At 75.3% G+C, this 19,156-nt stretch carries 20 protein-coding genes; 8 read left to right on the plus strand and 12 right to left on the minus strand.

Annotation, left to right across the window (positions count from 1 at the left end; translation table 11 throughout):
- Positions 1 to 230: 230 nt before the first annotated feature.
- On the plus strand, positions 231 to 914 hold the full coding sequence (locus ACFVVL_RS15335; RefSeq protein ID WP_387675215.1) for a pyridoxamine 5'-phosphate oxidase family protein: 684 nt from the start codon (positions 231 to 233) through the stop codon (positions 912 to 914).
- 126 nt (positions 915 to 1,040) lie between these two features.
- Here ACFVVL_RS15335 and ACFVVL_RS15340 read toward each other — a convergent pair whose 3' ends face one another.
- The 3 genes from ACFVVL_RS15340 to ACFVVL_RS15350 all read right to left on the minus strand — a co-directional run bounded on the left by ACFVVL_RS15340 (position 1,041) and on the right by ACFVVL_RS15350 (position 2,946).
- Positions 1,041 to 1,244, minus strand: coding sequence for a hypothetical protein (locus tag ACFVVL_RS15340; protein WP_380298612.1), 204 nt, complete (start codon positions 1,242 to 1,244; stop codon positions 1,041 to 1,043).
- Between the two features lie 84 nt (positions 1,245 to 1,328).
- On the minus strand, positions 1,329 to 1,721 hold the full coding sequence (locus tag ACFVVL_RS15345; RefSeq protein ID WP_380296171.1) for a hypothetical protein: 393 nt from the start codon (positions 1,719 to 1,721) through the stop codon (positions 1,329 to 1,331).
- A gap of 31 nt (positions 1,722 to 1,752) precedes the next feature.
- The gene (locus ACFVVL_RS15350; protein WP_387675219.1) at positions 1,753 to 2,946 is read right to left on the minus strand and encodes an FHA domain-containing protein; all 1,194 of its coding nucleotides are present in this window, start codon (positions 2,944 to 2,946) and stop codon (positions 1,753 to 1,755) included.
- Positions 2,947 to 3,232: 286 nt separating this feature from the next.
- Between ACFVVL_RS15350 and ACFVVL_RS15355 the strand changes: the two genes are divergently transcribed.
- Both ACFVVL_RS15355 and ACFVVL_RS15360 read left to right on the plus strand, forming a co-directional pair.
- Positions 3,233 to 3,970: a class I SAM-dependent methyltransferase gene (locus tag ACFVVL_RS15355; RefSeq protein WP_387675222.1), complete on the plus strand. Its 738-nt coding sequence runs from the start codon at positions 3,233 to 3,235 to the stop codon at positions 3,968 to 3,970.
- Positions 3,971 to 4,152: 182 nt separating this feature from the next.
- Complete coding sequence (locus ACFVVL_RS15360; RefSeq protein WP_387675225.1) at positions 4,153 to 4,860, plus strand: DUF3152 domain-containing protein; 708 nt, start codon at positions 4,153 to 4,155, stop codon at positions 4,858 to 4,860.
- Positions 4,861 to 4,938: 78 nt separating this feature from the next.
- On the opposite strand, the gene pntB is transcribed toward ACFVVL_RS15360, so the two are convergent.
- The 3 genes from pntB to ACFVVL_RS15375 form a co-directional block, all read right to left on the minus strand.
- Positions 4,939 to 6,396 carry a Re/Si-specific NAD(P)(+) transhydrogenase subunit beta gene (pntB, locus tag ACFVVL_RS15365; RefSeq protein WP_387675228.1) on the minus strand — a complete coding sequence of 486 codons (1,458 nt, stop codon included), beginning with the start codon at positions 6,394 to 6,396 and terminating at the stop codon, positions 4,939 to 4,941.
- Between the two features lie 5 nt (positions 6,397 to 6,401).
- The gene (locus ACFVVL_RS15370) at positions 6,402 to 7,982 is read right to left on the minus strand and encodes a Re/Si-specific NAD(P)(+) transhydrogenase subunit alpha (protein WP_387675299.1); all 1,581 of its coding nucleotides are present in this window, start codon (positions 7,980 to 7,982) and stop codon (positions 6,402 to 6,404) included.
- A 154-nt stretch (positions 7,983 to 8,136) separates the two neighbouring features.
- On the minus strand, positions 8,137 to 8,778 hold the full coding sequence (locus ACFVVL_RS15375) for a TetR family transcriptional regulator (protein ID WP_380296177.1): 642 nt from the start codon (positions 8,776 to 8,778) through the stop codon (positions 8,137 to 8,139).
- A gap of 98 nt (positions 8,779 to 8,876) precedes the next feature.
- Here ACFVVL_RS15375 and ACFVVL_RS15380 point away from each other — a divergent pair, with 98 nt between their 5' ends.
- Positions 8,877 to 10,385 carry an FAD-dependent monooxygenase gene (locus tag ACFVVL_RS15380; protein WP_387675232.1) on the plus strand — a complete coding sequence of 503 codons (1,509 nt, stop codon included), beginning with the start codon at positions 8,877 to 8,879 and terminating at the stop codon, positions 10,383 to 10,385.
- A 7-nt stretch (positions 10,386 to 10,392) separates the two neighbouring features.
- Here ACFVVL_RS15380 and ACFVVL_RS15385 read toward each other — a convergent pair whose 3' ends face one another.
- The 4 genes from ACFVVL_RS15385 to ACFVVL_RS15400 all read right to left on the minus strand — a co-directional run bounded on the left by ACFVVL_RS15385 (position 10,393) and on the right by ACFVVL_RS15400 (position 12,591).
- Positions 10,393 to 10,761: a cupin domain-containing protein gene (locus ACFVVL_RS15385; protein ID WP_380296179.1), complete on the minus strand. Its 369-nt coding sequence runs from the start codon at positions 10,759 to 10,761 to the stop codon at positions 10,393 to 10,395.
- A 104-nt stretch (positions 10,762 to 10,865) separates the two neighbouring features.
- Positions 10,866 to 11,531, minus strand: a complete 666-nt coding sequence (locus tag ACFVVL_RS15390) for a hypothetical protein (protein WP_380296181.1) — start codon at positions 11,529 to 11,531, stop codon at positions 10,866 to 10,868.
- 68 nt (positions 11,532 to 11,599) lie between these two features.
- A complete protein-coding gene (locus ACFVVL_RS15395) occupies positions 11,600 to 12,013 on the minus strand; it encodes a VOC family protein (protein ID WP_387675236.1) in 414 nt (137 codons plus the stop codon).
- Between the two features lie 89 nt (positions 12,014 to 12,102).
- A complete protein-coding gene (locus ACFVVL_RS15400; protein WP_387675239.1) occupies positions 12,103 to 12,591 on the minus strand; it encodes a DUF5680 domain-containing protein in 489 nt (162 codons plus the stop codon).
- A gap of 81 nt (positions 12,592 to 12,672) precedes the next feature.
- On the opposite strand from ACFVVL_RS15400, the gene ACFVVL_RS15405 reads away from it, so the two are divergent.
- Entirely contained in the window at positions 12,673 to 12,936 is a 264-nt protein-coding gene (locus ACFVVL_RS15405) for a hypothetical protein (RefSeq protein WP_387675242.1), read from the plus strand.
- A gap of 70 nt (positions 12,937 to 13,006) precedes the next feature.
- On the opposite strand, the gene ACFVVL_RS15410 is transcribed toward ACFVVL_RS15405, so the two are convergent.
- A complete protein-coding gene (locus tag ACFVVL_RS15410; RefSeq protein ID WP_387675245.1) occupies positions 13,007 to 13,828 on the minus strand; it encodes an alpha/beta fold hydrolase in 822 nt (273 codons plus the stop codon).
- Between the two features lie 227 nt (positions 13,829 to 14,055).
- On the opposite strand from ACFVVL_RS15410, the gene ACFVVL_RS15415 reads away from it, so the two are divergent.
- The 3 genes from ACFVVL_RS15415 to ACFVVL_RS15425 all read left to right on the plus strand — a co-directional run bounded on the left by ACFVVL_RS15415 (position 14,056) and on the right by ACFVVL_RS15425 (position 16,349).
- A complete protein-coding gene (locus ACFVVL_RS15415; RefSeq protein ID WP_380296189.1) occupies positions 14,056 to 14,535 on the plus strand; it encodes a flavin reductase family protein in 480 nt (159 codons plus the stop codon).
- A gap of 60 nt (positions 14,536 to 14,595) precedes the next feature.
- Entirely contained in the window at positions 14,596 to 15,099 is a 504-nt protein-coding gene (locus ACFVVL_RS15420) for a YfbM family protein (protein WP_380296190.1), read from the plus strand.
- 152 nt (positions 15,100 to 15,251) lie between these two features.
- Positions 15,252 to 16,349 carry a chemotaxis protein gene (locus ACFVVL_RS15425; protein WP_380296192.1) on the plus strand — a complete coding sequence of 366 codons (1,098 nt, stop codon included), beginning with the start codon at positions 15,252 to 15,254 and terminating at the stop codon, positions 16,347 to 16,349.
- A 283-nt stretch (positions 16,350 to 16,632) separates the two neighbouring features.
- Here the strand turns inward: ACFVVL_RS15425 and ACFVVL_RS15430 are convergent, their stop codons facing one another.
- Positions 16,633 to 19,137 carry a SpoIIE family protein phosphatase gene (locus ACFVVL_RS15430; RefSeq protein ID WP_387675249.1) on the minus strand — a complete coding sequence of 835 codons (2,505 nt, stop codon included), beginning with the start codon at positions 19,135 to 19,137 and terminating at the stop codon, positions 16,633 to 16,635.
- Positions 19,138 to 19,156: the final 19 nt, after the last annotated feature.

Here is a 19,156-nt window from a genome sequence, read left to right on the forward strand (position 1 = left end):
CCGGGCCGGGGGCGCCGCGCCGCACGGCCGAGGCGGCGGGAAGCAGGGCGGCGGGGCAGGGCCGAACGGCCCACGCCCCTCGCCGACCCGGCCCGGGCCGGGGGATCCTGCGAAGGGGGAACGCCCGACGGGGGAGCGCCGGACCGGGAGAGCGCCCGACGGGAGAGGGCCGGACGCGAGGGCCGGACGGGAGAGCGCAACGAGGAGACCGCGAGCCGAGGAGCCGACCTGTGAACCGCACCCCCGACCTCGAAGCCGTCCGGCGGGCGGACCCCACCGAGGTGGCCCGCCGGATCGTCGGGCGCCGCGACGAGCTGGGCCTGGACGACAGCTCCCTGGCCCACCAGGCGGCCATGTCGCCCGCCTACTTCCGGTACCTGCTGGCGGCCGGCCCGGCCTTCGACCCGGCCGGGTTCGTCCGGATCGCGGCCGCGCTCAAGATGACCTGGGCGGAGCTCCTGGAGGACCGCACCGACGCCCCGCCGGGGCAGTCGCTGCCGCCGGAGGGAACGCCGAGGCCGCTGCTGCTGCACCTCTCGGAGCCGGAGTGCTGGCTGCTGGTGGGCACCCACGGCGTCGGCCGGGTGGGCCTGCCCGGCACTCCGGCGCCGGCCGTCTACCCGGTGAACTACGCCGTCGACGGCCGGACGATCGTCTACCACACCTCGCCCCAGGGCGCCGCCGCGGCGCCGGACGGCTCGCCGGTCTCCTTCCAGGCCGACCACATCGACGACCGGCTGACCGAGGGCTGGAGCGTGTTGATGCTCGGCGCGGCGCAGCACGTCGACGACCCGGAGGAGGAAGGGCGGCTGGCCAGGCTCCCCGGCTCGACGCCCTGGGCGGGCGGCGACCGCCCCCTGTGGGTCCGGATCACCCCGGACGAGGTGACCGGCCGCCGCCTCGGCACCGGCTGAGGCACGCCCCGGACGGCCACCCACCTGGACGGCCGTCTGCCCCGGACGGCTCCCACCCCGGGACGGCCACCGGCCACGGCCGGCGCCGGGCCCCGGGCAGCACGCCCGGCGCCCGGCGCCCTCGTGCTACTGGTCCTCGGCCCACGGATCGGACAGCCAGAGGACCCGGAAGACCTGCTGCGGCGGGTAGGACGTGAAGCCCCCGCCGTCCTGCTTGACGTCCACCCAGCCCTGGTCGCTGATCCGGGCCTTGCCCTGGTCCGCGCCGTGCCCGCCCTCGGTGGCGGAGGCGAACAGGATTCTCGCTTCGGTCCACGTGGTCTGTGTCATGGTCCGACTGTCACCGGCCCCGCGGCGCCCCGCCACCCGGTGTGGGCCGGGTGGCGGGACGACGACGCGGCGCGGGCCCGGCGGTCAGCCGCCGATGGCCCGGAGGATCGGGCCGCCCAGGGTGCCGAGCCAGCCGGCCAGCGCGGAGATCGGCCCGATCAGGCCGGTCCCGGCGGCGACGAGCGCGCCGGCCGAGCTGAGCAGGCGGGTGACCCGGGTGAGCCGGCTCGCCACTTCCTCGCGGTCCGGCTCCGGGCGGGCGACCTCGGTGTCCAGCGCGTCGAGCTCGGAGCGGACCTCGGGCGCCACGGCGCCGGGCAGCGGGGCCCGCTCCACGGCGGCGCGGAGCTCCTCGACGAGATCCCGCACGTCCTGCCCGCCGGCCGTGAGGTGGCCGCTCTGGCCGCCGTGGACGACCTGGTTCCCGGCGACGTTGTTGACGACGCCGCCCTGCTGGCTGCCGATGTTGAAGACCATGACGCTCCCTTCGCCGGGGACCCGGGCCGCCTCAGCCGGACGGCGACGGGTCCGGGTTGAGCCGGCGCTCCTCGTCCTTCTCGTACCGGCGCTGGCGGATCACGGCCCGGATCATCACCGCGCCGCCGACCAGCAGCAGCACCACTCCGGCCACCCCGATCACGATGCCGGCGTTGTGCGCGATGTGCCCGATCCGCTCGGCCAGGGTGTCCGGGTTGGCCCCCTCCCAGCCGAGGTAGGCGCTGCCGACCAAGGCGAGCACCAGGCCCGTGACCAGCACGTGCCGGGCCCAGAGCCGGGTGGCGGCCATCTTGCGGAAGAAGGTCTCGCGGCGGGCCACTGCGAGGTGGTCGTCACGGTAGATGTAGTTGACCTGGTCCCGGCCGATGTTGCTGAGGTTCCCCTCCGCGATCTGCCGGTCGACGTCGTAGTGGGAGGCCGCGTCGTAGGTGTTCCGGCCGACGTCGTCGACCTTCGGCTCCGCCCGCTGCGGACCGGCGTCGAACGGGGGCTGCGCCGTCCCCTCGTGCCGGGGGGCCTTCGGGGGCGGGACGTTCAGGCTCGGCAGCGGTGTCAGGGGCGCCCGCTCCTGCTGCGGCGGGGGCGGCCCCACGACCGGGGGCGACGGCGGGGGCGGCTCGGACGGGGCGGCCGGTCCGGGCCAGGCGGGCGCGGGCGGCTTCTCGGGCCGGCCCCGTTCCGGCGGGGCCGTCTCCACCCGCGCCGCCGCGTGCACGGGCTGCGGGACCGGGTGCGCGGCCGGCTTCGGGGGTGGCTCCCGGGCGGGATCCCGCGCGGCCCCGGCGTGCCCGCCGAAGGCCGCCGGGGCCTCGGCCGTGACCAGGGCCGGGCCCGCCGGCTCGCGGGCGGAGCCCGGCGACCCGGCGATCTCGGTCACCGCGGCCGTCGGCTCCTCGTAGTGCACCTCCAGCGGGCCGAAACTCAGAACGTCCCCGGTGCGCAGGATCTGCTGCCCGAGGACGCGGTGGCCGTTCAGCTTGGTGCCGTTGGTGGAGCTCAGGTCTTCCACGGTGGTGTGCCCGCCCGCCCACCACACCACGGCGTGGCGCCGGCTGAGCAGCGGGTCCACCAGTTGCAGCCGGCAGGCGGAGTCCCGGCCGACCAGTAACGGTTCGTAGTCGAGTTCGTACACCTGGCCGCGGAGCCGGTCAGGGCCGTCGACGATCAGACGAGGTAAGGCCTGATCCTGCGAGGGCGGGCTCATGGCACGACCTCCTACCGGGGTGCGACCGGTGGAAACCGGTGGGCCGCCGGGGGCGGTGAAAACGCTTCGCCGCCCGCCGGCTCGAATGCGTTCACTTCCAGTAAAGGCCACTTCGGGCCCGGAGCACACCCCTGTCCGGTCATTGCTCCCGACCCGATGGCCGACGGGCCCGCCGTTGCGGGCCCCGGGTCGGCAGCCGACGGCCCGCAGGACACGTCCGGGCCACGGGGACCACCGACGGAGCGGTACGATGAGAGCACTGTCCGTGACGGTCGGGAGGTCTCCCATGAGTGTGACGAACCGGTACCGGGACGCCTGGGAGGGCTTCTGGCGCGACGCGCCCGAGGGCGAGGGCTCGGTGATCTGGGACGCCGAACCGGCCCTCACCGCCGAATGCCACCTCGCCCTGTTCGCGCCCTACCTGGCCGACCCGGAGCTGCCGCTCGTCGACCTCGGCTGCGGCAACGGCACCCAGACCCGCTTCCTCGCCGGCCGCTTCGCCCGCGTCCTCGGCGCCGACCTGTCCGCCGCCGCCGTCGAGCTCGCCCGGCGCTCGGACCCGGGGGAGCGGGCCGCCTACCTCCGGCTGGACGCCACCGACCCGGCGGCGGTGCGGGCGCTGCACCGGCGTCTCGGCGACGCGAACGTGTACCTGCGCGGCGTGATCCACCAGAGCGAGCCGGCCGACCGCGCCCCGGTCGCCGAGGCGGTCGCCACGCTGCTCGGCACGCACGGCCGGGCCTTCCTCGTCGAACTGTCCGAGGCGGCCAAGGGCGTCCTCGGCGACCTCGCCCGCGACCCGGCCGGCCCGCCCCCGAAGCTGCGCCCGGTGTTCGCCCACGGCCTGGCCCCGGCCGAGGTCGCCGACGCGTCCTTCGGCGAGCTCCTCGGCGCGGCCGGTCTGACCGTCCTCGCCTCCGGTGAGCTCCCGCTGTCCACCACGGAGTTCGCCGCCGGAGGCGAACGGATCGAGCTGCCCGCGCACTGGGCGGCCGTCGCCCCGGACGGCGCGCGGCCGTCCTGAGCCGGGCGCGGCCGTCCTGAGCCGCGCCCGGCACGGCGCCCCGGTGGGCCGCGCCGGTGAACCGCGGGGCGGGTCCGGCACGTCCCTTCTGGCATGACCGTTCTGCTGCCCCTCCCACCGTCCCGCCTCGCCGCGCGGCCCGCCCGCGCGGCGATACCCGCCGCCCTCGCCCGGCGGTCCGGGTGAGGGCCCCGGGCCTCGGCGCCCTCGGCGGGCGCACGGGGTACGCGGCGGTCGCGCTGGCGGTGGTGGCCGCCGTGACGGCGGGCCTGCTGTGGTGGAAGCCGTGGGCCGCCGAGAAGCCGTCGTCCAAGCCGCTGGCGTTCACGACGGCCGCCGGCGGCACCGCGCAGTTCGGGACCGGCGGGAAGCTCTACCGCTACAAGGTCCGGGCGGAGGACGGCCTCAAGATCGGGCCGGACCAGTTCGCCGCCGAGGTGGACAAGGTCCTCGGCGACGTGCGGCGCGGCTGGGCGGCGGGCGGCGGCTGGTCGTTCCAGCGGGTGGCCGCCGACCCGGTGGACTTCACCGTCTACCTCGCCACCCCCGGTTCCACCGACCGGATCTGCGGCCAGTACGGGCTGGACACCGGCGGCTGGGTGAACTGCGCCGCGAACCGCCAGGTCGTCATCAACCTCAAGCGCTGGACCGAGCTGTCGGAGTTCTACACCGGACAGCCCGAGGAGTACCACGCCCTCGCCGTCAACCACGAGGTCGGACACATCCTCGGACAGGGCCACGTCGACTGCCCCGGCGCGGGGGCGCCCGCCCCGGTGATGATGCAGCAGATCAAGGGACTGCACGGCTGCGTGCCGAACGGCCGGCCGTTCGGCGAGGACGGCACCCTGCTGACCGGCCCGCCGCTGCCCGTCGCCACGCCCCAGCCGTGACCGCGGGCCGGCCGTGACCGCGCCCCGGCCGACGGCTCGCCGGGCCGGTGCCCCGCCCGGCGGGCCGTGCGCCCCGCGCTACACCCCGGCCCGGTCGGCGGCCTGCCCCGCGCCCTGCGGCAGCCCGGCGTCCAGGGCGCGCAGGATGTTCTCGACGCTCTGCTTGGCGTCGCCGAAGAGCATCGCGCTGTTCTCCCGGAAGAACAGCGGGTTCTGCACCCCCGCGTAGCCGGAGGCCATCGAGCGCTTGAACACGATCACCTGCTCCGCCTCCCAGACCCGCAGCACCGGCATGCCGGCGATCGGGCTGGCCGGGTCGTCCATCGCGGCCGGGTTGACGGTGTCATTGGCCCCGATGACCAGGACGACGCCGGTGGCGGAGAGGTCGTCGTTGATCTCGTCCATCTCCAGGACGATGTCGTAGGGCACCCTCGCCTCGGCGAGCAGCACGTTCATGTGGCCCGGCAGCCGCCCGGCGACCGGGTGCACGCCGAAGCGCACCTCCACACCGCGCTCGCGCAGCCGCCGGGTGAGCTCGGCGACCGGGTGCTGCGCCTGCGCCACCGCCATGCCGTACCCGGGCGTGATGACGACCGACTTGGCCTGCGCCAGCTGCCGGGCCGCCTCCTCGGCGTTCACCTCCCGGTGCTCGCCCTGCTCCCCGCCGCCGCCCGACGGGGCCTCGATGCCGAACCCGCCGGCGATGACGGACAGGAAGGAGCGGTTCATCGCCCGGCACATGATGTACGACAGATAGGCACCCGAGGAGCCGACCAGCGCGCCGGTGACGATGAGCAGGTTGTTGTCGAGCAGGAACCCGGCGGCCGCCGCGGCCCAGCCGGAGTAGCTGTTGAGCATCGAGACGACCACGGGCATGTCGCCGCCGCCGATCGAGGCGACCAGGTGCCAGCCGAGCGCGAGGGCGAGCACCGTCACCGCGATCATCAGGCCGAGGCCCGGGCCGACCGTGAACCAGACCGTCAGCGCCACGAACGCGCCCAGCGCGCCGATGTTCAGCGCGTTCTTCCCGGGCAGCATCAGCGGGCGCGAGGCGATCCGCCCGGAGAGCTTGAGGAAGGCGACGATCGAGCCGGTGAAGGTGACCGCGCCGATGAAGATGCCGATGAACACCTCGGCGTGGTGGATGGTCAGCAGGTCGGCGGAGACGGCGCTCTGGGCCGCGCCGTGCGCCTCGACCTCCAGGTAGCTGTTCCAGCCGACCAGCACCGCGGCCAGGCCGACGAAGCTGTGCAGGACGGCGATGAGCTCCGGCATCTGCGTCATCTCGACCTGCCGCGCCCGCCACAGCCCGATCACGCCGCCCAGCGCCATCGCGAGGAGGATCAGGGCGACGGCGCCGGCGGTGATGCTCCGCGACGCCACCACGACGGTCGCGACCAGGGCGAGGGCCATCCCGGCGATGCCGTAGACGACGCCGGCGCGCGAGGTGCGGTGCTGGGAGAGTCCGGCCAGGCTGAGGATGAACAGCAGGGCGGCGACGAGGTCCGCGGCGTGGGCCGCCGTTGTGGAGGTCATCGGTCTCAGCGCCTTTCGGGGGACGTCGAGAACATGCTCAGCATGCGGCGGGTGACGGCGAAGCCGCCGAAGATGTTGACGCTCGTCAGCAGCAGCGCCACGAAGGACAGCACGGTCACCAGGGTGCGCTCGTGCCCGATCTGCAGCAGGGCGCCGATGACCACGATCCCGGAGATCGCGTTGGTGACCGACATCAGCGGGGTGTGCAGCGCGTGGTGGACCTTGCCGATCACGTAGTAGCCGATCACCACGGCGAGCGCGAACACCGTGAAGTTCCGGGCGAGTTGCGCCGGAGCGAAGCCGACCAGCAGGAACAGCGCCAGCATCCCCGCGCCGATCAGGCCGAACCGGGCCGCCGGGGTGAGCCGGGGCCGCCCGGGCTCCGTGCCCGCGCCGGCCGGTGCGGCGGGCGCCGCGGGGGCGGGGGCGGGTGCGGCGGAGACGGCCACGGGCGGCGGCGGCCAGGTGACCTCGCCCGCGCGGGCCACCGTCACCGCCCGCTGCACCACGTCCTCGAAGTCCAGCACCAGCCGGCCGTCCTTGGCCGGCGTCAGCAGCTTCAGCAGGTTCACCAGGTTGGTGCCGAACAGCTGCGAGGCCTGGGCCGGCAGCCGGGAGGCGAGGTCGGTGTAGCCGATGAGGGTGACGCCGTTGCCGGTGACCACGGTCCGGCCGGCCACCGTGCCCTCGACGTTGCCGCCCTGCGCGGCGGCCATGTCGACGATGACGCTGCCCGGTTTCATCGCCGCCACGTCCGCCGCCGTGAGCAGCCGGGGGGCCGGCCGGCCGGGGATCAGCGCGGTGGTGACCACGATGTCGACGTCCCGCGCCTGTGCGTGGTAGAGCTCGGCGGCCGCCCGGTCGTAGTCGGCCGAGGTCGCCCTGGCGTAGCCGTCGGTGCTCGTCTCCTGGGCGACGTCCACCGCCAGGTACTCGCCGCCCAGCGACCTGACCTGGTCGGCGACCTCGGGCCGGGGGTCGGTGGCGCGGACCACGGCTCCCAGGCTGGAGGCGGCGCCGATCGCGGCGAGCCCGGCCACGCCCGCCCCGGCGACCAGGACCTTCGCCGGGGGCACCTTGCCGGCGGCCGTCACCTGGCCGGTGAAGAACCGCCCGAACGCGTGGGCCGCCTCGATCACCGCCCGGTAGCCGGCGATGTTCGCCATCGAGCTGAGCACGTCCATCGACTGGGCCCGGGAGATCCGCGGCACCGCGTCCAGCGCGAGCGCGGTGACCGGGCGCGCGGCCAGCGCCGCCAGCAGCTCGGGGTGCTGCGCCGGGGCGAGCAGCCCGATCACGGTGGCGTCCTCGCGCAGCCGGGCCAGCTCGGCGGCCGAGGGGGCGTTGACCTTGAGGACGACGTCGGCCGCCCAGGCGTCGCCGGTCTCCGCGCCGGCCTCGGTGTAGGCCTCGTCGGTGAAGCCGGAGGCCGCGCCCGCCCCGGACTCGACCACGACCCGGTAGCCCAGGGCGAGGATGCCCCGGACCGTCGACGGTGTCGCGGCGACCCGGGTCTCCCCGGCGGTCGACTCGGCGACCACGCCGATGCGCTGCGGTGGGTGGTGCGTGGAGCCCTGTGCAGTCATCACTCGTGCCTCTCTGATCGGAGGAACCGTTGACGGCGGGATCCGCCCTTCCGAGGAGTCTCGCTCCCCCGGGGGCAGGAACCTACCCAACACGGCCCCGCGAAGCGACAGTGCCTACCCGTGATGTGCTTCACCGGTTCGGGTCCGGACGGGTTCAGAACCCCAGGGCGGCGGCCCCGTCGCGCAGCAGGGCGAAGGCCGTGGCCGTTTCGTCGGCGGCGATCCGGCCGACCTCCTCGACGTCCTGACCGTCGGCGAGCCGGGTCCAGACGGCGCGGGCGAGCACCTGGCGGACGGCCACGTACTGGGCGGCGAGCAACCGGGCCGCCATACCGCCGTCCGGGTCCAGGGCCTCGGTGAGCGCACGGCTGTCGGCGGCGAGGTAGTCCACCAGGTGGGCGGAGAGGCTGGGGGTCTCGTAGACCAGCCGGAGGAAGGCGATCGCCTGGGGGTGGGCGGTCATGCCGGTGCTGGGGTCGTGGTCCGCCAGCCCGTCCAGGCGGTGGCGCTCCAGCGCGTCCAGCGGGGTGACGCCGGCGGGCCGGTCCCGCACCACCCGTCCGGCCTCGCCGAGGTGGTCGGCGAAGCGGTGCAGGACGAGCTCCTCCTTGCTGGCGAAGTAGCGGAAGAGGGTCGGCTTGGAGACCTCGGCGGCGGCGGCGATCTCGGCCACCGAGACCTGGTCGAAGCCGCGGGTGAGGAAGAGGGCGATGGCGGTGTCGGCGATGGCCTGGCGGGTGCGCTGCTTCTTCAGGGTGCGCAGGCCCGGGTCGGTGTCGTGCTCGGGGGATTCCATGGGCCAAGCATAACCCAGGAATGTTTGTTACTTGGTTGCATTGGTTACCCGGTTGCTGTTCCATGGAGGGGTATCGACGACCGGAAGGGGCGGGACACATGACGACCGTGGTGATCGCGGGGGCGGGACCGACCGGACTGACCCTGGCCTGCGGACTGGCCCGGCAGGGCGTGGCGGTGCGGGTGATCGACCGGGCGGAGCGCTTCCCGGCCGGCTCGCGGGGCAAGACCCTCAACCCGCGCAGCCTGGAGGTCCTGGCGGACCTCGGCCTCGGCGAGCGGCTGGCGGCCGCGGGCCGCACCCACCTGCCGTTCCGCAAGTACTTCGACGGCGAGTTCGTCAACGAGACGGAGCCGTTCGCCGGTGCCCGGGCGACCGGCACCACCCCGTACCCGGCGAGCCTGTGGCTGCCGCAGACCCGGGTGGAGCGGCTGCTGCGCGAGCGGCTCGCCGAGCACGGGGTGCGGGTCGAGCTCGCCACCGAACTGGTGGACCTGCGGCAGGACGGCGCCGGGGTGGAGGTCCGGCTCGCCGACGGCGGACGGATCGCCGCCGAGTACCTGGTCGCCTGCGACGGCGGGCGCTCCACGGTGCGCAAGCTCCTCGGCATCCCCTTCGTCGGCGACGGCGACCCGGAGCCGGTGATGGTCTGCGGCGACGTCGAGGTCGAGGGGCTGGACCCGGCCGCCTGGCACCAGTGGTTCGGGCCTCGGGGCGCGTTCATGCTCTGCCCGTTCCCCGGCACCCGGCGCTGGCAGCTGCAGTCGAGCCCCGAGACGGACGCCGACGGCCGGCCGGTCGCGCCGTCGCTGGAGAGCTTCCAGCGGCTGGCGGCGCTGCACACCGGCCGCGCGGACCTCCGGCTCGGCAACGCCACCTGGCTGTCCACCTGGCGGGTCAACGTCCGGATGGCCGAGCGCTTCCGCGAGGGACGGGTGCTCCTCGCCGGGGACTGCGCGCACGTCCACCCGACGGCCGGCGGGCTCGGCATGAACACCGGGATCCAGGACGCCTGGAACCTCGCCTGGAAGCTCGGCCACGTGCTGCGCGGGTTCGCCGCCCCGGGACTGCTGGACACCTACCAGGAGGAGCGGCTGCCGGTCGCGGCCTGGACGCTCGGCGTCACCAGCGCCGGCATGGCGGCCGTCACCGCGGGGATCAGCACCCCCGGCACCGGCGTCGAGGCCGGGCGGGTGGGCGAGCTCACCGGCCTCGCGGTGAGCTACCGGGGGAGCAGCCTGGCCGTCGACCGGGCCGGGGAGGATCCGGCCGCCGATGTCCCGGCCGGGGCCGTCCGGGCCGGGGACCGGGCGCCGGACAGCCGCTACCACGGGCCCGACGGCGCGCCGGCCCGCCTGTTCGACCGCTTCGCCGGCGACCACTTCACCCTGCTGGGCCTCGGGCCGGGCGTCCGGCCCGGGCCGGACGGACTACCCGGCCACGTCCGCCCGGTCGCGATCGACGACCCCGACGGCGCGGTCCGCCGGGCGTACGGGATCACCGGTGAGGCCCTGGTCCTCGTCCGGCCGGACAACCACATCGCCCTGACCGCCCGGCCGGACGACCACGAGACGGTGCTCGGCTACCTGGCCGGGCTCGGCAGGTAGCGGCGTGTCAGGGGCGGGGCCGGACGGTCATGCCCGGCCGCCGCCGGTGGACCGTCAGGTAGACGGCGCCCTCCGGTCCCGCCGACACGCCGCGCGCCGCGCCGTGGGGCACGAGTCGCAGCACACCCGGCTCCAGCGCGTGCGCGACGCCGCCGCACCGCAGCGTGCCCTGTCCGGCGATCCCGAGCACCAGCACGTCCAGGTCCGGTTCGACGTGCTCGGCCACCGACGCGCCGGGCCGCAACCGCACCACGTTGGCGTCCAGTTGACGCTCCGCGCCGGTCAGCCGCCACAGCGCCCCGGCCTGGTCGGCGGCCGCCTCGCGCAGCAGTGCGTCCAGGACCACGCCCTCGCCGAGGGCCTCCGCATCCGTCATGTCGGACATCATCGCACCGGTGCCCGGCGGTTCCGGGCGAGGCGGCCCCCGTCGTCCACGGGGGCCGCCTGCGGGCGGGCCGGTGCGATCCGGCCCGGCTCCCGCTAGCGCCCCGCCGTCTCCGGGGCGGGCAGGGTGACGGGAAGGCCGGCCTCGATGCGCTCCAGCAGGCGGCCCCCGTGGACGCCGGGGGTGTCGAAGTGGCGCAGGGCGTCGCCGTCGTCCTCGCCCTCGACGCGCAGCACCTCGGGCACGAGCACGCTCGCGGCGGCGGCCGGCGGGGCCGCCAGGTCGGCCGCCAGGTACGCGGGCGCCAGCACCGGGCCGTGCAGGGTGCCGCCGATCAGGTCCGGGCCGAACTCGGAGGACAGCACGGTGACCTGGGCGCGCAGGTCACCGTTGATCATCACCAGCTTCTCGGTCATGTTGCCGACGAAGGCGCCGACCAGGACGTCCCCGCGGACGAGGAGCTTGGCGTCGCCCTCCAGGTAGACGGCGTCGGCGCGGAGGTCGCCGAGGACGATCAGGGCGGGGCAGCCGTCGTCGATGTTGAGGATCGCGCCGTCGACGGTGAGGTTTCCGTCGACGACGCAGCCGGTGCCCTCCAGGTCGGCGGCGTCGAGGTCGAAGTGCCCCTCGATCGCGAGGTCGCCGGCGTGGACGTCGTACTCCTCCTCGTAGAGGTTCCGGTAGGAGTCCCGGGGCAGGCCGCGGCGCTCGAAGAGGGCGACGGACTCGTCCCAACTGTGCAGTGTGGTCGTGAGGTTCATGGGCGGAACTGTGCCATGCGGCACTGTCAGCCGCCCCCGCCGGGCCGGTCCGGCGGGGGCGGGCCTCCTCAGGGGCGGGGCTGGGTGATGTTGACCAGCCAGGTGATGCCGAAGCGGTCGGTGCACATACCGAAGACGTCGCCCCACATCTGCCGCTCGATGGGGACCAGGACGGTGCCGTCGGCGGAGAGCTGCTCCCAGTAGCCGCGCAGTTCGGCCTCGTCGTCGCCGCTGACGGACACCGAGATGTTGTTGCCGGGCGTGTAGGGCATGCCGGGCGGGGTGTCGGCGGCCATCAGCGTGAAGCCGGCGGTGGTCGTCAGCATCCCGTGCATGATCCGGTCGGCGCCGGGGCCCTGTCCGGCGCCGGCGTCGCCGTAGGTGTTGAGGTTCAACTCGCCGCCGAAGACCTCGCGGTAGAACTCCAGGGCCTGCCGGGCGTCGCCGGTGTAGTTGATGTACGGGTTCAGGACGGAAGGCATGATTGGTCCCTTTCCTGGGGGAATGTCCATTCCGTAGCGTAGGGAATGCCGCGCCGGGGTGCCGGGCGACGCCCCGGCGCGAGCACGGCTCAGTCGAGGATCCGGCCGCCGTGGTAGCGCAGTTCGTAGGCGCGCTCGCCGGTGGCGGTCAGGATGTGCTCGACGCCCCGGAACCGGTCGACGGTCCCGGTCGACTCGTCGATGTAGCCGAAGTCTCCGACGGTGTACCGGAATCCGCCGAGGAAGCGGCCCTCGGCGTAGAGGGCGGTGAGCGCCGCCTTGACGGTCTCGCCCGCGGCGGAGGCCGTGATGCCGTCGGTGAGCAGGCAGCCGTAGTAGTTCATGCCCCACAGCGGGCGGTCCCCGAGGTGCACGGTCTCCTGCCCGAGGAAGTCGGTGCCGCCGAAGTAGCTGTCCCGGTAGACGAGTTCGCCCTCGCGGTACTCCAGGTCGTGCGAGCTCGTGCGGACCGGCGCCACCCGGCCGCCGCCGCCCGCGTAGGTCGCGGCCTTGGCGCGGACGACGAAGCCGTTCAGCTCGGTGGACGTCGGTTCGATGGGGGTGGGGTTGGTAGGCATGTGCGGTGTCCTACCATCAGGCACTGACAATCGGCCCGGGATGCGGCCGAGGAAGTCCGGTGGACGGAAGGGGCAGTCGCGATGGAGGTCTCCAACAGCATCGCGGGCACGGTGCACATCGCGGGCCGGGTGATCCAGACCGGCTCCCTGTCGACCGGGCCGGGCCCCGGCCCGGCGGTCGAGGGCGCCGAGGCCGCGATCCGCGCGGGCCTGGCCACCGGGGGCGCCCCGGTGACGCTGACCCGCGGCGAGTACGCGGCGGTGCTGGGGCTGCTCGACCGGGTGGCGACGGCGGCCGGCTCCGAGGCCGTGCGGGCCCTGGCCGAACGGCTGTCGGGCCGCTGACGCGCGGGCCCCGGCCGTGCGGCGGCGCTGAGAACGCCGGACGGCCGGGGCCCGGGACCGGGACGGACGGTCAGGAGGCGGCGAACTCCACGAGGTCCTTGGTGAACGCGGCCTCGTAGGCGCCGACCAGGCCGTGCGGCGCGCCCGGGTAGACCTTCAGGGTGCCCTGGGGGAGCAGCTTGACGGCCTTCTCGGCGGAGGCGGCGATCGGGACGATCTGGTCGTCGTCGCCGTGCGCGACCAGGACCGGGACGTCGATCTTCTTGAGGTCCTCGGTGAAGTCGGTCTCCGAGAACGCCTCGATGCAGTCCAGCGCACCCTTCAGGCCGGCCTGCATGCCCTGCAGCCAGAACTCGCGGCGCTTGCCCTCGGAGACCTCCGCGCCCGGGCGGTTGAAGCCGTAGAAGGCCTCGCTCAGGTCGTAGTAGAACTGCGAGCGGTCGGCGGCGACACCGGCGCGGATGCCGTCGAAGGCCGAGAGCGGGGTGCCCTCGGGGTTGGCGTCGGTGCGCAGCATCAGCGGCGGGACGGCGCCCAGCAGCACGGCCTTGCGCACCCGGGAGCTGCCGTGCCGGCCCAGGTAGCGGGCGACCTCGCCGCCGCCGGTGGAGTGGCCGACCAGCACCGCGTCGGTCAGGTCGAGCTGGTCCATCAGCTCGGCCAGGTCGTCGGCGTACTGGTCCATGTGGTTGCCGTCCCACGTCTGGGTGGAGCGGCCGTGGCCGCGCCGGTCGTGGGCGATGACCCGGAAGCCGGCCGAGGCGAGGGCCACGGCCTGGCCCTCCCAGGCGTCGGCGTTCAGCGGCCAGCCGTGCGACAGGACGACGGGCCGTCCCGTGCCCCAGTCCTTGTAGAACTTCTGGGAACCGTCGGAAAGGGTGATGAAGGGCATGACGGCCTTTCGGTCGTGCTCGTGGAGCAGAGGGGATGCGGGCGGCCGGGTCGCGATCGGGGGCGTTCCGGCCGGCTGACTCCAGCATGACCCCCCGGGCGCCGGTCGGCACGGTCCGGAGCCGTCCTGTGCACCGTCAGGCAAGCCCTGTACGGTCCGGGGCACGCCGGCCCGGGGGAGGGGGAGGGGAGGGTGCGAACCGGCGGCCCCGTTCCTAGGCTGGAGGCATGGGCGACTTCGACAGGTTCACGGCCCTGCTGGACTACCCGGTGTACGTGGTCACCGCACCGGGGCCGCCGCCGGCGGGGTGCCTGGTCGGCTTCGCGGGGCAGTGCTCGATCGACCCGGTACGGTTCGTGGTGTGGATGTCCAAGGCGAACCACACCCATGACACGGCCCTGGCGGCCGACGCGCTGGGCGTCCACCTGCTGCCGTACGGCCACGGGCTGGCCGCGCTGTTCGGCGGCCGCAGCGGTGACGACACCGACAAGTTCGCCGGCGTGGAGTGGTACCACGGGCCGTACGGGGTGCCGGTGCTCGCGGAGGCGCCCGCCTGGTTCGTCGGCCGGGTGCTGGACTGCGCCGACTGGGGCGACCACACCGGCCTGCTGCTGGCCCCGGTGGCGGTGGAGGCCCCGCCGGCCGGTGCCGCCGCGGTGCTGTCCTTCCGTGATGTCGCCGGCATCGAGGCCGGTCACCCCGCCTGAGCCCGCCGGCCGCGGAAGCCCTCGCCCGGCGCTGTCGGTGGCCCGGCCTAGGCTCCGGCCATGAGCATGATCGGGCGGTACCTCCGGCTCAGCGCGGGGGAGTTGGAGCGGGCCCTCCGGGAGCCGGAGTGGGCGCTGGAGTTCGTCGAGGAGCTGGACGGGGCGGCGGACGGGGCGCGGGCGGGCGGCGGATGGGCGCGGCTGCACGAGACCGGCAGGGCGTGGCAGGCGCTGGACTTCCTGCTCCGCCGCCGGGAGTTCCCGGTCGACCTGGTGCACGGCGAGGGGGAGCTGCCGGGGGCGGACGACTGGGGCCACGGGCCGCCGTCCCTGATCACCCCGGAGCGGGTCCGGCTCGCTGCCGGGGTGCTGGCCGGGCTCGACCCGGGGCGGCTGACCGAGGGCGTCACGGCGGCGGACCTCGCCGGGGCGCGGGTGTATCCGCAGGGCCTGTGGGCGGAGGAGGACTCGCTGCACCTGGTGACGGCGGAGTACCGGGCCCTCGCGGACTTCCTGCGGGCGGTGGCGACCCGGCGGCACGGGGTGCTGGTCTGGATCGAGTGACGAGTGACGAGCGCCGACGGACGAGCGCCGGCCGGCGGGCGGCGGGCAGGGTGGCATGTCGGTACATTGAGGACATTACGGACATTCGGGAGCAGTCCCGGGCCAAGCGTGTTCACGCAAAGAAGGCCGAGCCGCCTTCGGAAAGGGTCTCCATGCAGCGTGCCCTCAGCCCCGCCGTCCTCGCCGAGCTGCGCCGGCCGAGGCCGTACCCGGCGGTGTCCATCCTGATGCCCACGCACCGCCGGGAGCCGGACAACGCCCAGGACCCGGTCCGGCTGCGCAACCTGCTGGCCGAGGCCAAGGAGAAGGTCCAGGCCGATCCCGAGGTCTCCCGCGCGGACCGGATCGACGTGCTGGAGCAGCTCGACCGGGCCCTCGCCGAGGTCGACCTGGTGCACGCCGAGGACGGCCTGGCGATCCTCGCCGCCCCCGGCGAGCACCAGGTCTGGTCGCTCGGGCGCACCGCGCCCGCCCGGGTGGTGCTGTCGGACACCTACCTCACCCGCAACCTGGTCGCCGCCCAGGCCGCCGAACGCCCCTACTGGGTGCTCGCGGTCGCCGCCGACCGGGTGGTGCTGTGGGGCGGCGACCAGGAACGGGTCACCGAGGACCACGACCACGGCTTCCCGCTGGTGCGGGTCTTCGACAACCCCGACCCCGAGCGGCAGGAGCGGATCGGCGACACGCCCAGCACCTTCCGCGACGAGGAGACCAAGACCTTCCTCCGGCAGGCCGACACCGAGGTCGGCAAGCTGCTCGCGGCCGAGCGCCGCCCGCTCTACGTGACCGGCGAGGCCGCCGCGCTCGCCCTGCTGGACGCCGTCGGCCCGATCGCCAAGGAGGCCACCGAGCAGCTCCCGCACGGCGGTCTCGCCCAGGCGGACGCCGAGACGGTCCGCAAGGTGGTCGAGCCCGCCGTGCGCGCGCAGGCCGAGCGCGAGACCACCGAGGCGCTCGCCCAGCTCGACGCCGCGCGCGGCCGCCAGACCTTCGCCGCCGGCCTGGACGAGGTCTGGCGGGCCGCCGGTGACGGCCGGCTCGGCCGGCTGGTGGTCGAGGAGAACTTCCGCACCACCGTGCGCGACGACGGCGAGCACCTGGTGCCTGCCTCGGCCGAGGAGTCCGGCGCGCGCGAGGACATCGTCGACGAGGTGGTCGAACGCACCCTCGACACCGGCGGCCAGGTCAGCTTCGTGCCCGACGGCACCCTGTCCGACGCCGGACGGATCGCCGCCGTCCTGCGCTACTGACCCCGCGCGCCCGGCGGGCCGGCGTGTCACCCCGACGGGACGACGCGACGGCCCGCCGGTCGGCGGCGCGGGACCGACCGCAGTCCGGCCGTCGACGACGCCGCAGCGGTTGCTCCGGCCGGGGCGCTCGTGGCCGAGGTGGGCGGTGCCGCGCACGCGGACGGCGGGATCACGGGCGTGGCCGGTCGGGAAGGTCCGCTGCCGCGCGCCCGCACTCCCGTCCTCCGTGGCGGGGGAGCAGCGGCCCGGTGATCCACGGCCCCCGCACCCCGACGGATCCGCCTCAGCGGACGGCGATCCCGACCAGGCAGGTGTCGTCGTCGGTGTCGGCGTTGCTGTAGCGCAGCAGGTGGTCCAGGTGCTCCTCCAGGCCGTCCGCGCCGCCGGACGAGGCTCCGCCGGCCTGCTCGGCGAGGGCCATCAGGCCCGCCAGCGAGGCCTGGAAGGACTCGTCGCGGCGCTCGATGAGCCCGTCGGTGTACATCACCAGCTGGTCGCCCGGTTCCAGCACCAGCTCGCCCTCCTCGTAGTCCGCCTGGTCGACGGCGCCGAGCAGGATGCCGCCCAGCTGCGGCAGCGTGGTCGCCCGCCCCTGGCGCAGCAGCACCGGCGGCGGGTGGCCCGCGCGCGCCCAGCGCAGCCGCCGCGCCCCCGGCCGGTAGAGGCCGCAGACGGCGGTGGCGGTGACGTTGTCGGTCAGGTGGTGGGTCACGCTGTTCAGCCAGCCCAGCAGCTGGGCCGGCCCGGCGCCGGTGGCGGCCAGCCCCCGCAGCGCGTTGCGCAGCGCGACCATCCCGGTGGCGGCCTCGATGCCGTGGCCGGCGACGTCGCCCACGCACAGCAGGACGTCCCCCGAGGGCAGCGGCAGGGCGTCGTACCAGTCGCCGCCGACCAGGTGGCCCTTCTCGGCCGGCCGGTAGCGCACGCCCACCCGCAGGTCCGGCAGGTCCAGCGGGCCGCGCGCCGGCGGCATGATCGCGTGCTGGAGCTGCAGGGCGAGCCGACTGCGCTCGGCCGCCTGCTGCTCGCTCTGGGCGAGCTGGTCCCGGGTGGCGGCGAGCGCGACCTCCGTCCAGTGCTGGGCGGAGATGTCCTGGTAGGCGCCGCGCACGGTGCGCAGCCCGCTGCCCGGCTCGTGCACCGGCTCCGCGACGACCCGGATGTGCCGGGTGACGCCGTCCGGGCGCTGCAGCCGGAAGGCGGTGGACGCCGGGCGGTGGTGGTGCAGCAGGGTGCGCAGGAACCGCCCGAGGGCGTGCCGGTCGTCGGGGTGGGCGTGGTCGGGGAGCTGGTCGAGCGCGATCGGCGGCGCGGTGGACGGCAGCCCGTGCAGCTCGTACAGGGTGTCGTTCCAGGCGATCCGGCGGGTGCGCAGGTCCTCCTCGAAGCCGCCGATCCGGCCCAGCCGCTGCGCGTGCTGGAGCAGCCGGGCCACCCGCGGGGTGCCGTCGTCCAGCCGCCAGACCACCGCGACGTGGCTGCCGTGGCGGCTGACGCTCACCTGCGCCCGGGTGACCAGCGGGACCCCGTCGACCAGGGCGGCCAGCCGCAGGTCGGGGGTGCGGAACGGCTCGCCGGTGGCGAAGACGTGCTCGACCTTCTCGGCCAGCCCGCCCGGTTCGGCGGCCAGCGGGTACGCCTCCAGCAGCCGGGCGCCGGCGATCGCCCCGGTGGGCCGGCCCGCGAAGTCGACGAAGGCCGGGTTGACGTGCCGGATCACGAAGGGCGGCGGCAGGTCGTCGCCGTCGGGCGCCACCCGCAGCACCATGCACGGGTCGAGCAGGCCGTCGGTCAGCTGCCGCAGCTCGTCGAACTGTGCGTCGACGGCCTCCGGCACGCGCGGCTCCCGCCCGCCCGCGGACTCCAGGGTGGCGGCGGCCACCTCGGCGAGTGCCTCGAACTGCCGCTGCAACGGCTGGGACAGCTCCGGCAGTTGCTCGGGCCAGCAGAGCTCCAGGACCCCGATCAGCCGCCCGCCCTTGCCCGCCGGGACGGCCAGTCGGCCGCCGCGGATCTCGTGCTGGCCGACCGAGGGCAACGAGGCCTCGGCGAGGGTCGGGTAGCCGACCGCCGCCCGCTCGTCCAGGGCGCGGCGGGCCGGAGTGGGCACGCCCGGCGGCACGTGGCGCCAGCGGCGGGCCTCCTCCTCGTGGAAGCCGGCGCTCCCGGCCAGCGACAGCGAGAGGTCGGGGTGGGCCGCCCAGACCGCGACGGCGGTCACGCCGAGCGGGCGCAGCGCGTGGTCCAGCATGGCCCGGGCGGCCGCCGCGGCGTCCCCGCCCGCCAGGGCGTCCGCCTCGGTGCTGCGCAGCCGGACCGCCACCGGTTCGTCCGGCTCGTCCGGGGGCACCGCGGCCCCCTCGACGAACGCCCGGGCGAGTGCCGATATCTGGTCCGCGGCGGCCTGGTTGACCAGGTCGGCGGCGAGCGCCAGGGCCGACACCCCGGCCTGCTCGGCGAGGCTCTCCAGCTGCCCGGCGGCCTCCGTGGGCCCGCAGCGCAGCCGTTCGACCAGCACGCCGACGCCCATCTCCACCACCGCCCGGCCCGCCGAGTGGGCCTGGGCCCGTTCGAGCTCCAGCCGCAGCCGCTCCACCGTGCCGGCGAGCCGGCCGACCGCGGTCGCCTCGCCGCGCGTCGCCGCCTCGCCGCGCGTCGCCACCTCCCCGGCGGACGGCGCGCCGGACGCCGCGCCGTCAGGGGCGGGCCCGCGCTGGGGCCCGACCCGCGGCGCGCCCTCGGACGGCGCGGGAAGACCCGTGGTCGGGAGGTCCTGCGGCTGCTGCACGGTGGTGACTCCTCGGGTT

This window comes from Kitasatospora sp. NPDC058115 (genome assembly GCF_042884635.1).
GTDB lineage: Bacteria > Actinomycetota > Actinomycetes > Streptomycetales > Streptomycetaceae > Kitasatospora.

Excerpts from the sequence above, each read along its gene's own strand:
- pntB (WP_387675228.1), bottom strand. The coding sequence starts at position 6,396 with ATGACCTCCACAACGGCGGCCCACGCCGCGGACCTCGTCGCCGCCCTG.
- ACFVVL_RS15345 (WP_380296171.1), bottom strand. The coding sequence starts at position 1,721 with ATGGTCTTCAACATCGGCAGCCAGCAGGGCGGCGTCGTCAACAACGTC.
- ACFVVL_RS15425 (WP_380296192.1), top strand. The coding sequence starts at position 15,252 with ATGCAGCGTGCCCTCAGCCCCGCCGTCCTCGCCGAGCTGCGCCGGCCG.
- ACFVVL_RS15385 (WP_380296179.1), bottom strand. The coding sequence starts at position 10,761 with ATGACGGATGCGGAGGCCCTCGGCGAGGGCGTGGTCCTGGACGCACTG.
- ACFVVL_RS15370 (WP_387675299.1), bottom strand. The coding sequence starts at position 7,982 with ATGACTGCACAGGGCTCCACGCACCACCCACCGCAGCGCATCGGCGTG.
- ACFVVL_RS15390 (WP_380296181.1), bottom strand. The coding sequence starts at position 11,531 with ATGAACCTCACGACCACACTGCACAGTTGGGACGAGTCCGTCGCCCTC.
- ACFVVL_RS15340 (WP_380298612.1), bottom strand. The coding sequence starts at position 1,244 with ATGACACAGACCACGTGGACCGAAGCGAGAATCCTGTTCGCCTCCGCC.
- ACFVVL_RS15395 (WP_387675236.1), bottom strand. The coding sequence starts at position 12,013 with ATGCCTTCCGTCCTGAACCCGTACATCAACTACACCGGCGACGCCCGG.
- ACFVVL_RS15350 (WP_387675219.1), bottom strand. The coding sequence starts at position 2,946 with ATGAGCCCGCCCTCGCAGGATCAGGCCTTACCTCGTCTGATCGTCGAC.
- ACFVVL_RS15380 (WP_387675232.1), top strand. The coding sequence starts at position 8,877 with ATGACGACCGTGGTGATCGCGGGGGCGGGACCGACCGGACTGACCCTG.
- ACFVVL_RS15415 (WP_380296189.1), top strand. The coding sequence starts at position 14,056 with ATGGGCGACTTCGACAGGTTCACGGCCCTGCTGGACTACCCGGTGTAC.
- ACFVVL_RS15400 (WP_387675239.1), bottom strand. The coding sequence starts at position 12,591 with ATGCCTACCAACCCCACCCCCATCGAACCGACGTCCACCGAGCTGAAC.
- ACFVVL_RS15355 (WP_387675222.1), top strand. The coding sequence starts at position 3,233 with ATGAGTGTGACGAACCGGTACCGGGACGCCTGGGAGGGCTTCTGGCGC.
- ACFVVL_RS15410 (WP_387675245.1), bottom strand. The coding sequence starts at position 13,828 with ATGCCCTTCATCACCCTTTCCGACGGTTCCCAGAAGTTCTACAAGGAC.
- ACFVVL_RS15405 (WP_387675242.1), top strand. The coding sequence starts at position 12,673 with ATGGAGGTCTCCAACAGCATCGCGGGCACGGTGCACATCGCGGGCCGG.
- ACFVVL_RS15375 (WP_380296177.1), bottom strand. The coding sequence starts at position 8,778 with ATGGAATCCCCCGAGCACGACACCGACCCGGGCCTGCGCACCCTGAAG.
- ACFVVL_RS15420 (WP_380296190.1), top strand. The coding sequence starts at position 14,596 with ATGAGCATGATCGGGCGGTACCTCCGGCTCAGCGCGGGGGAGTTGGAG.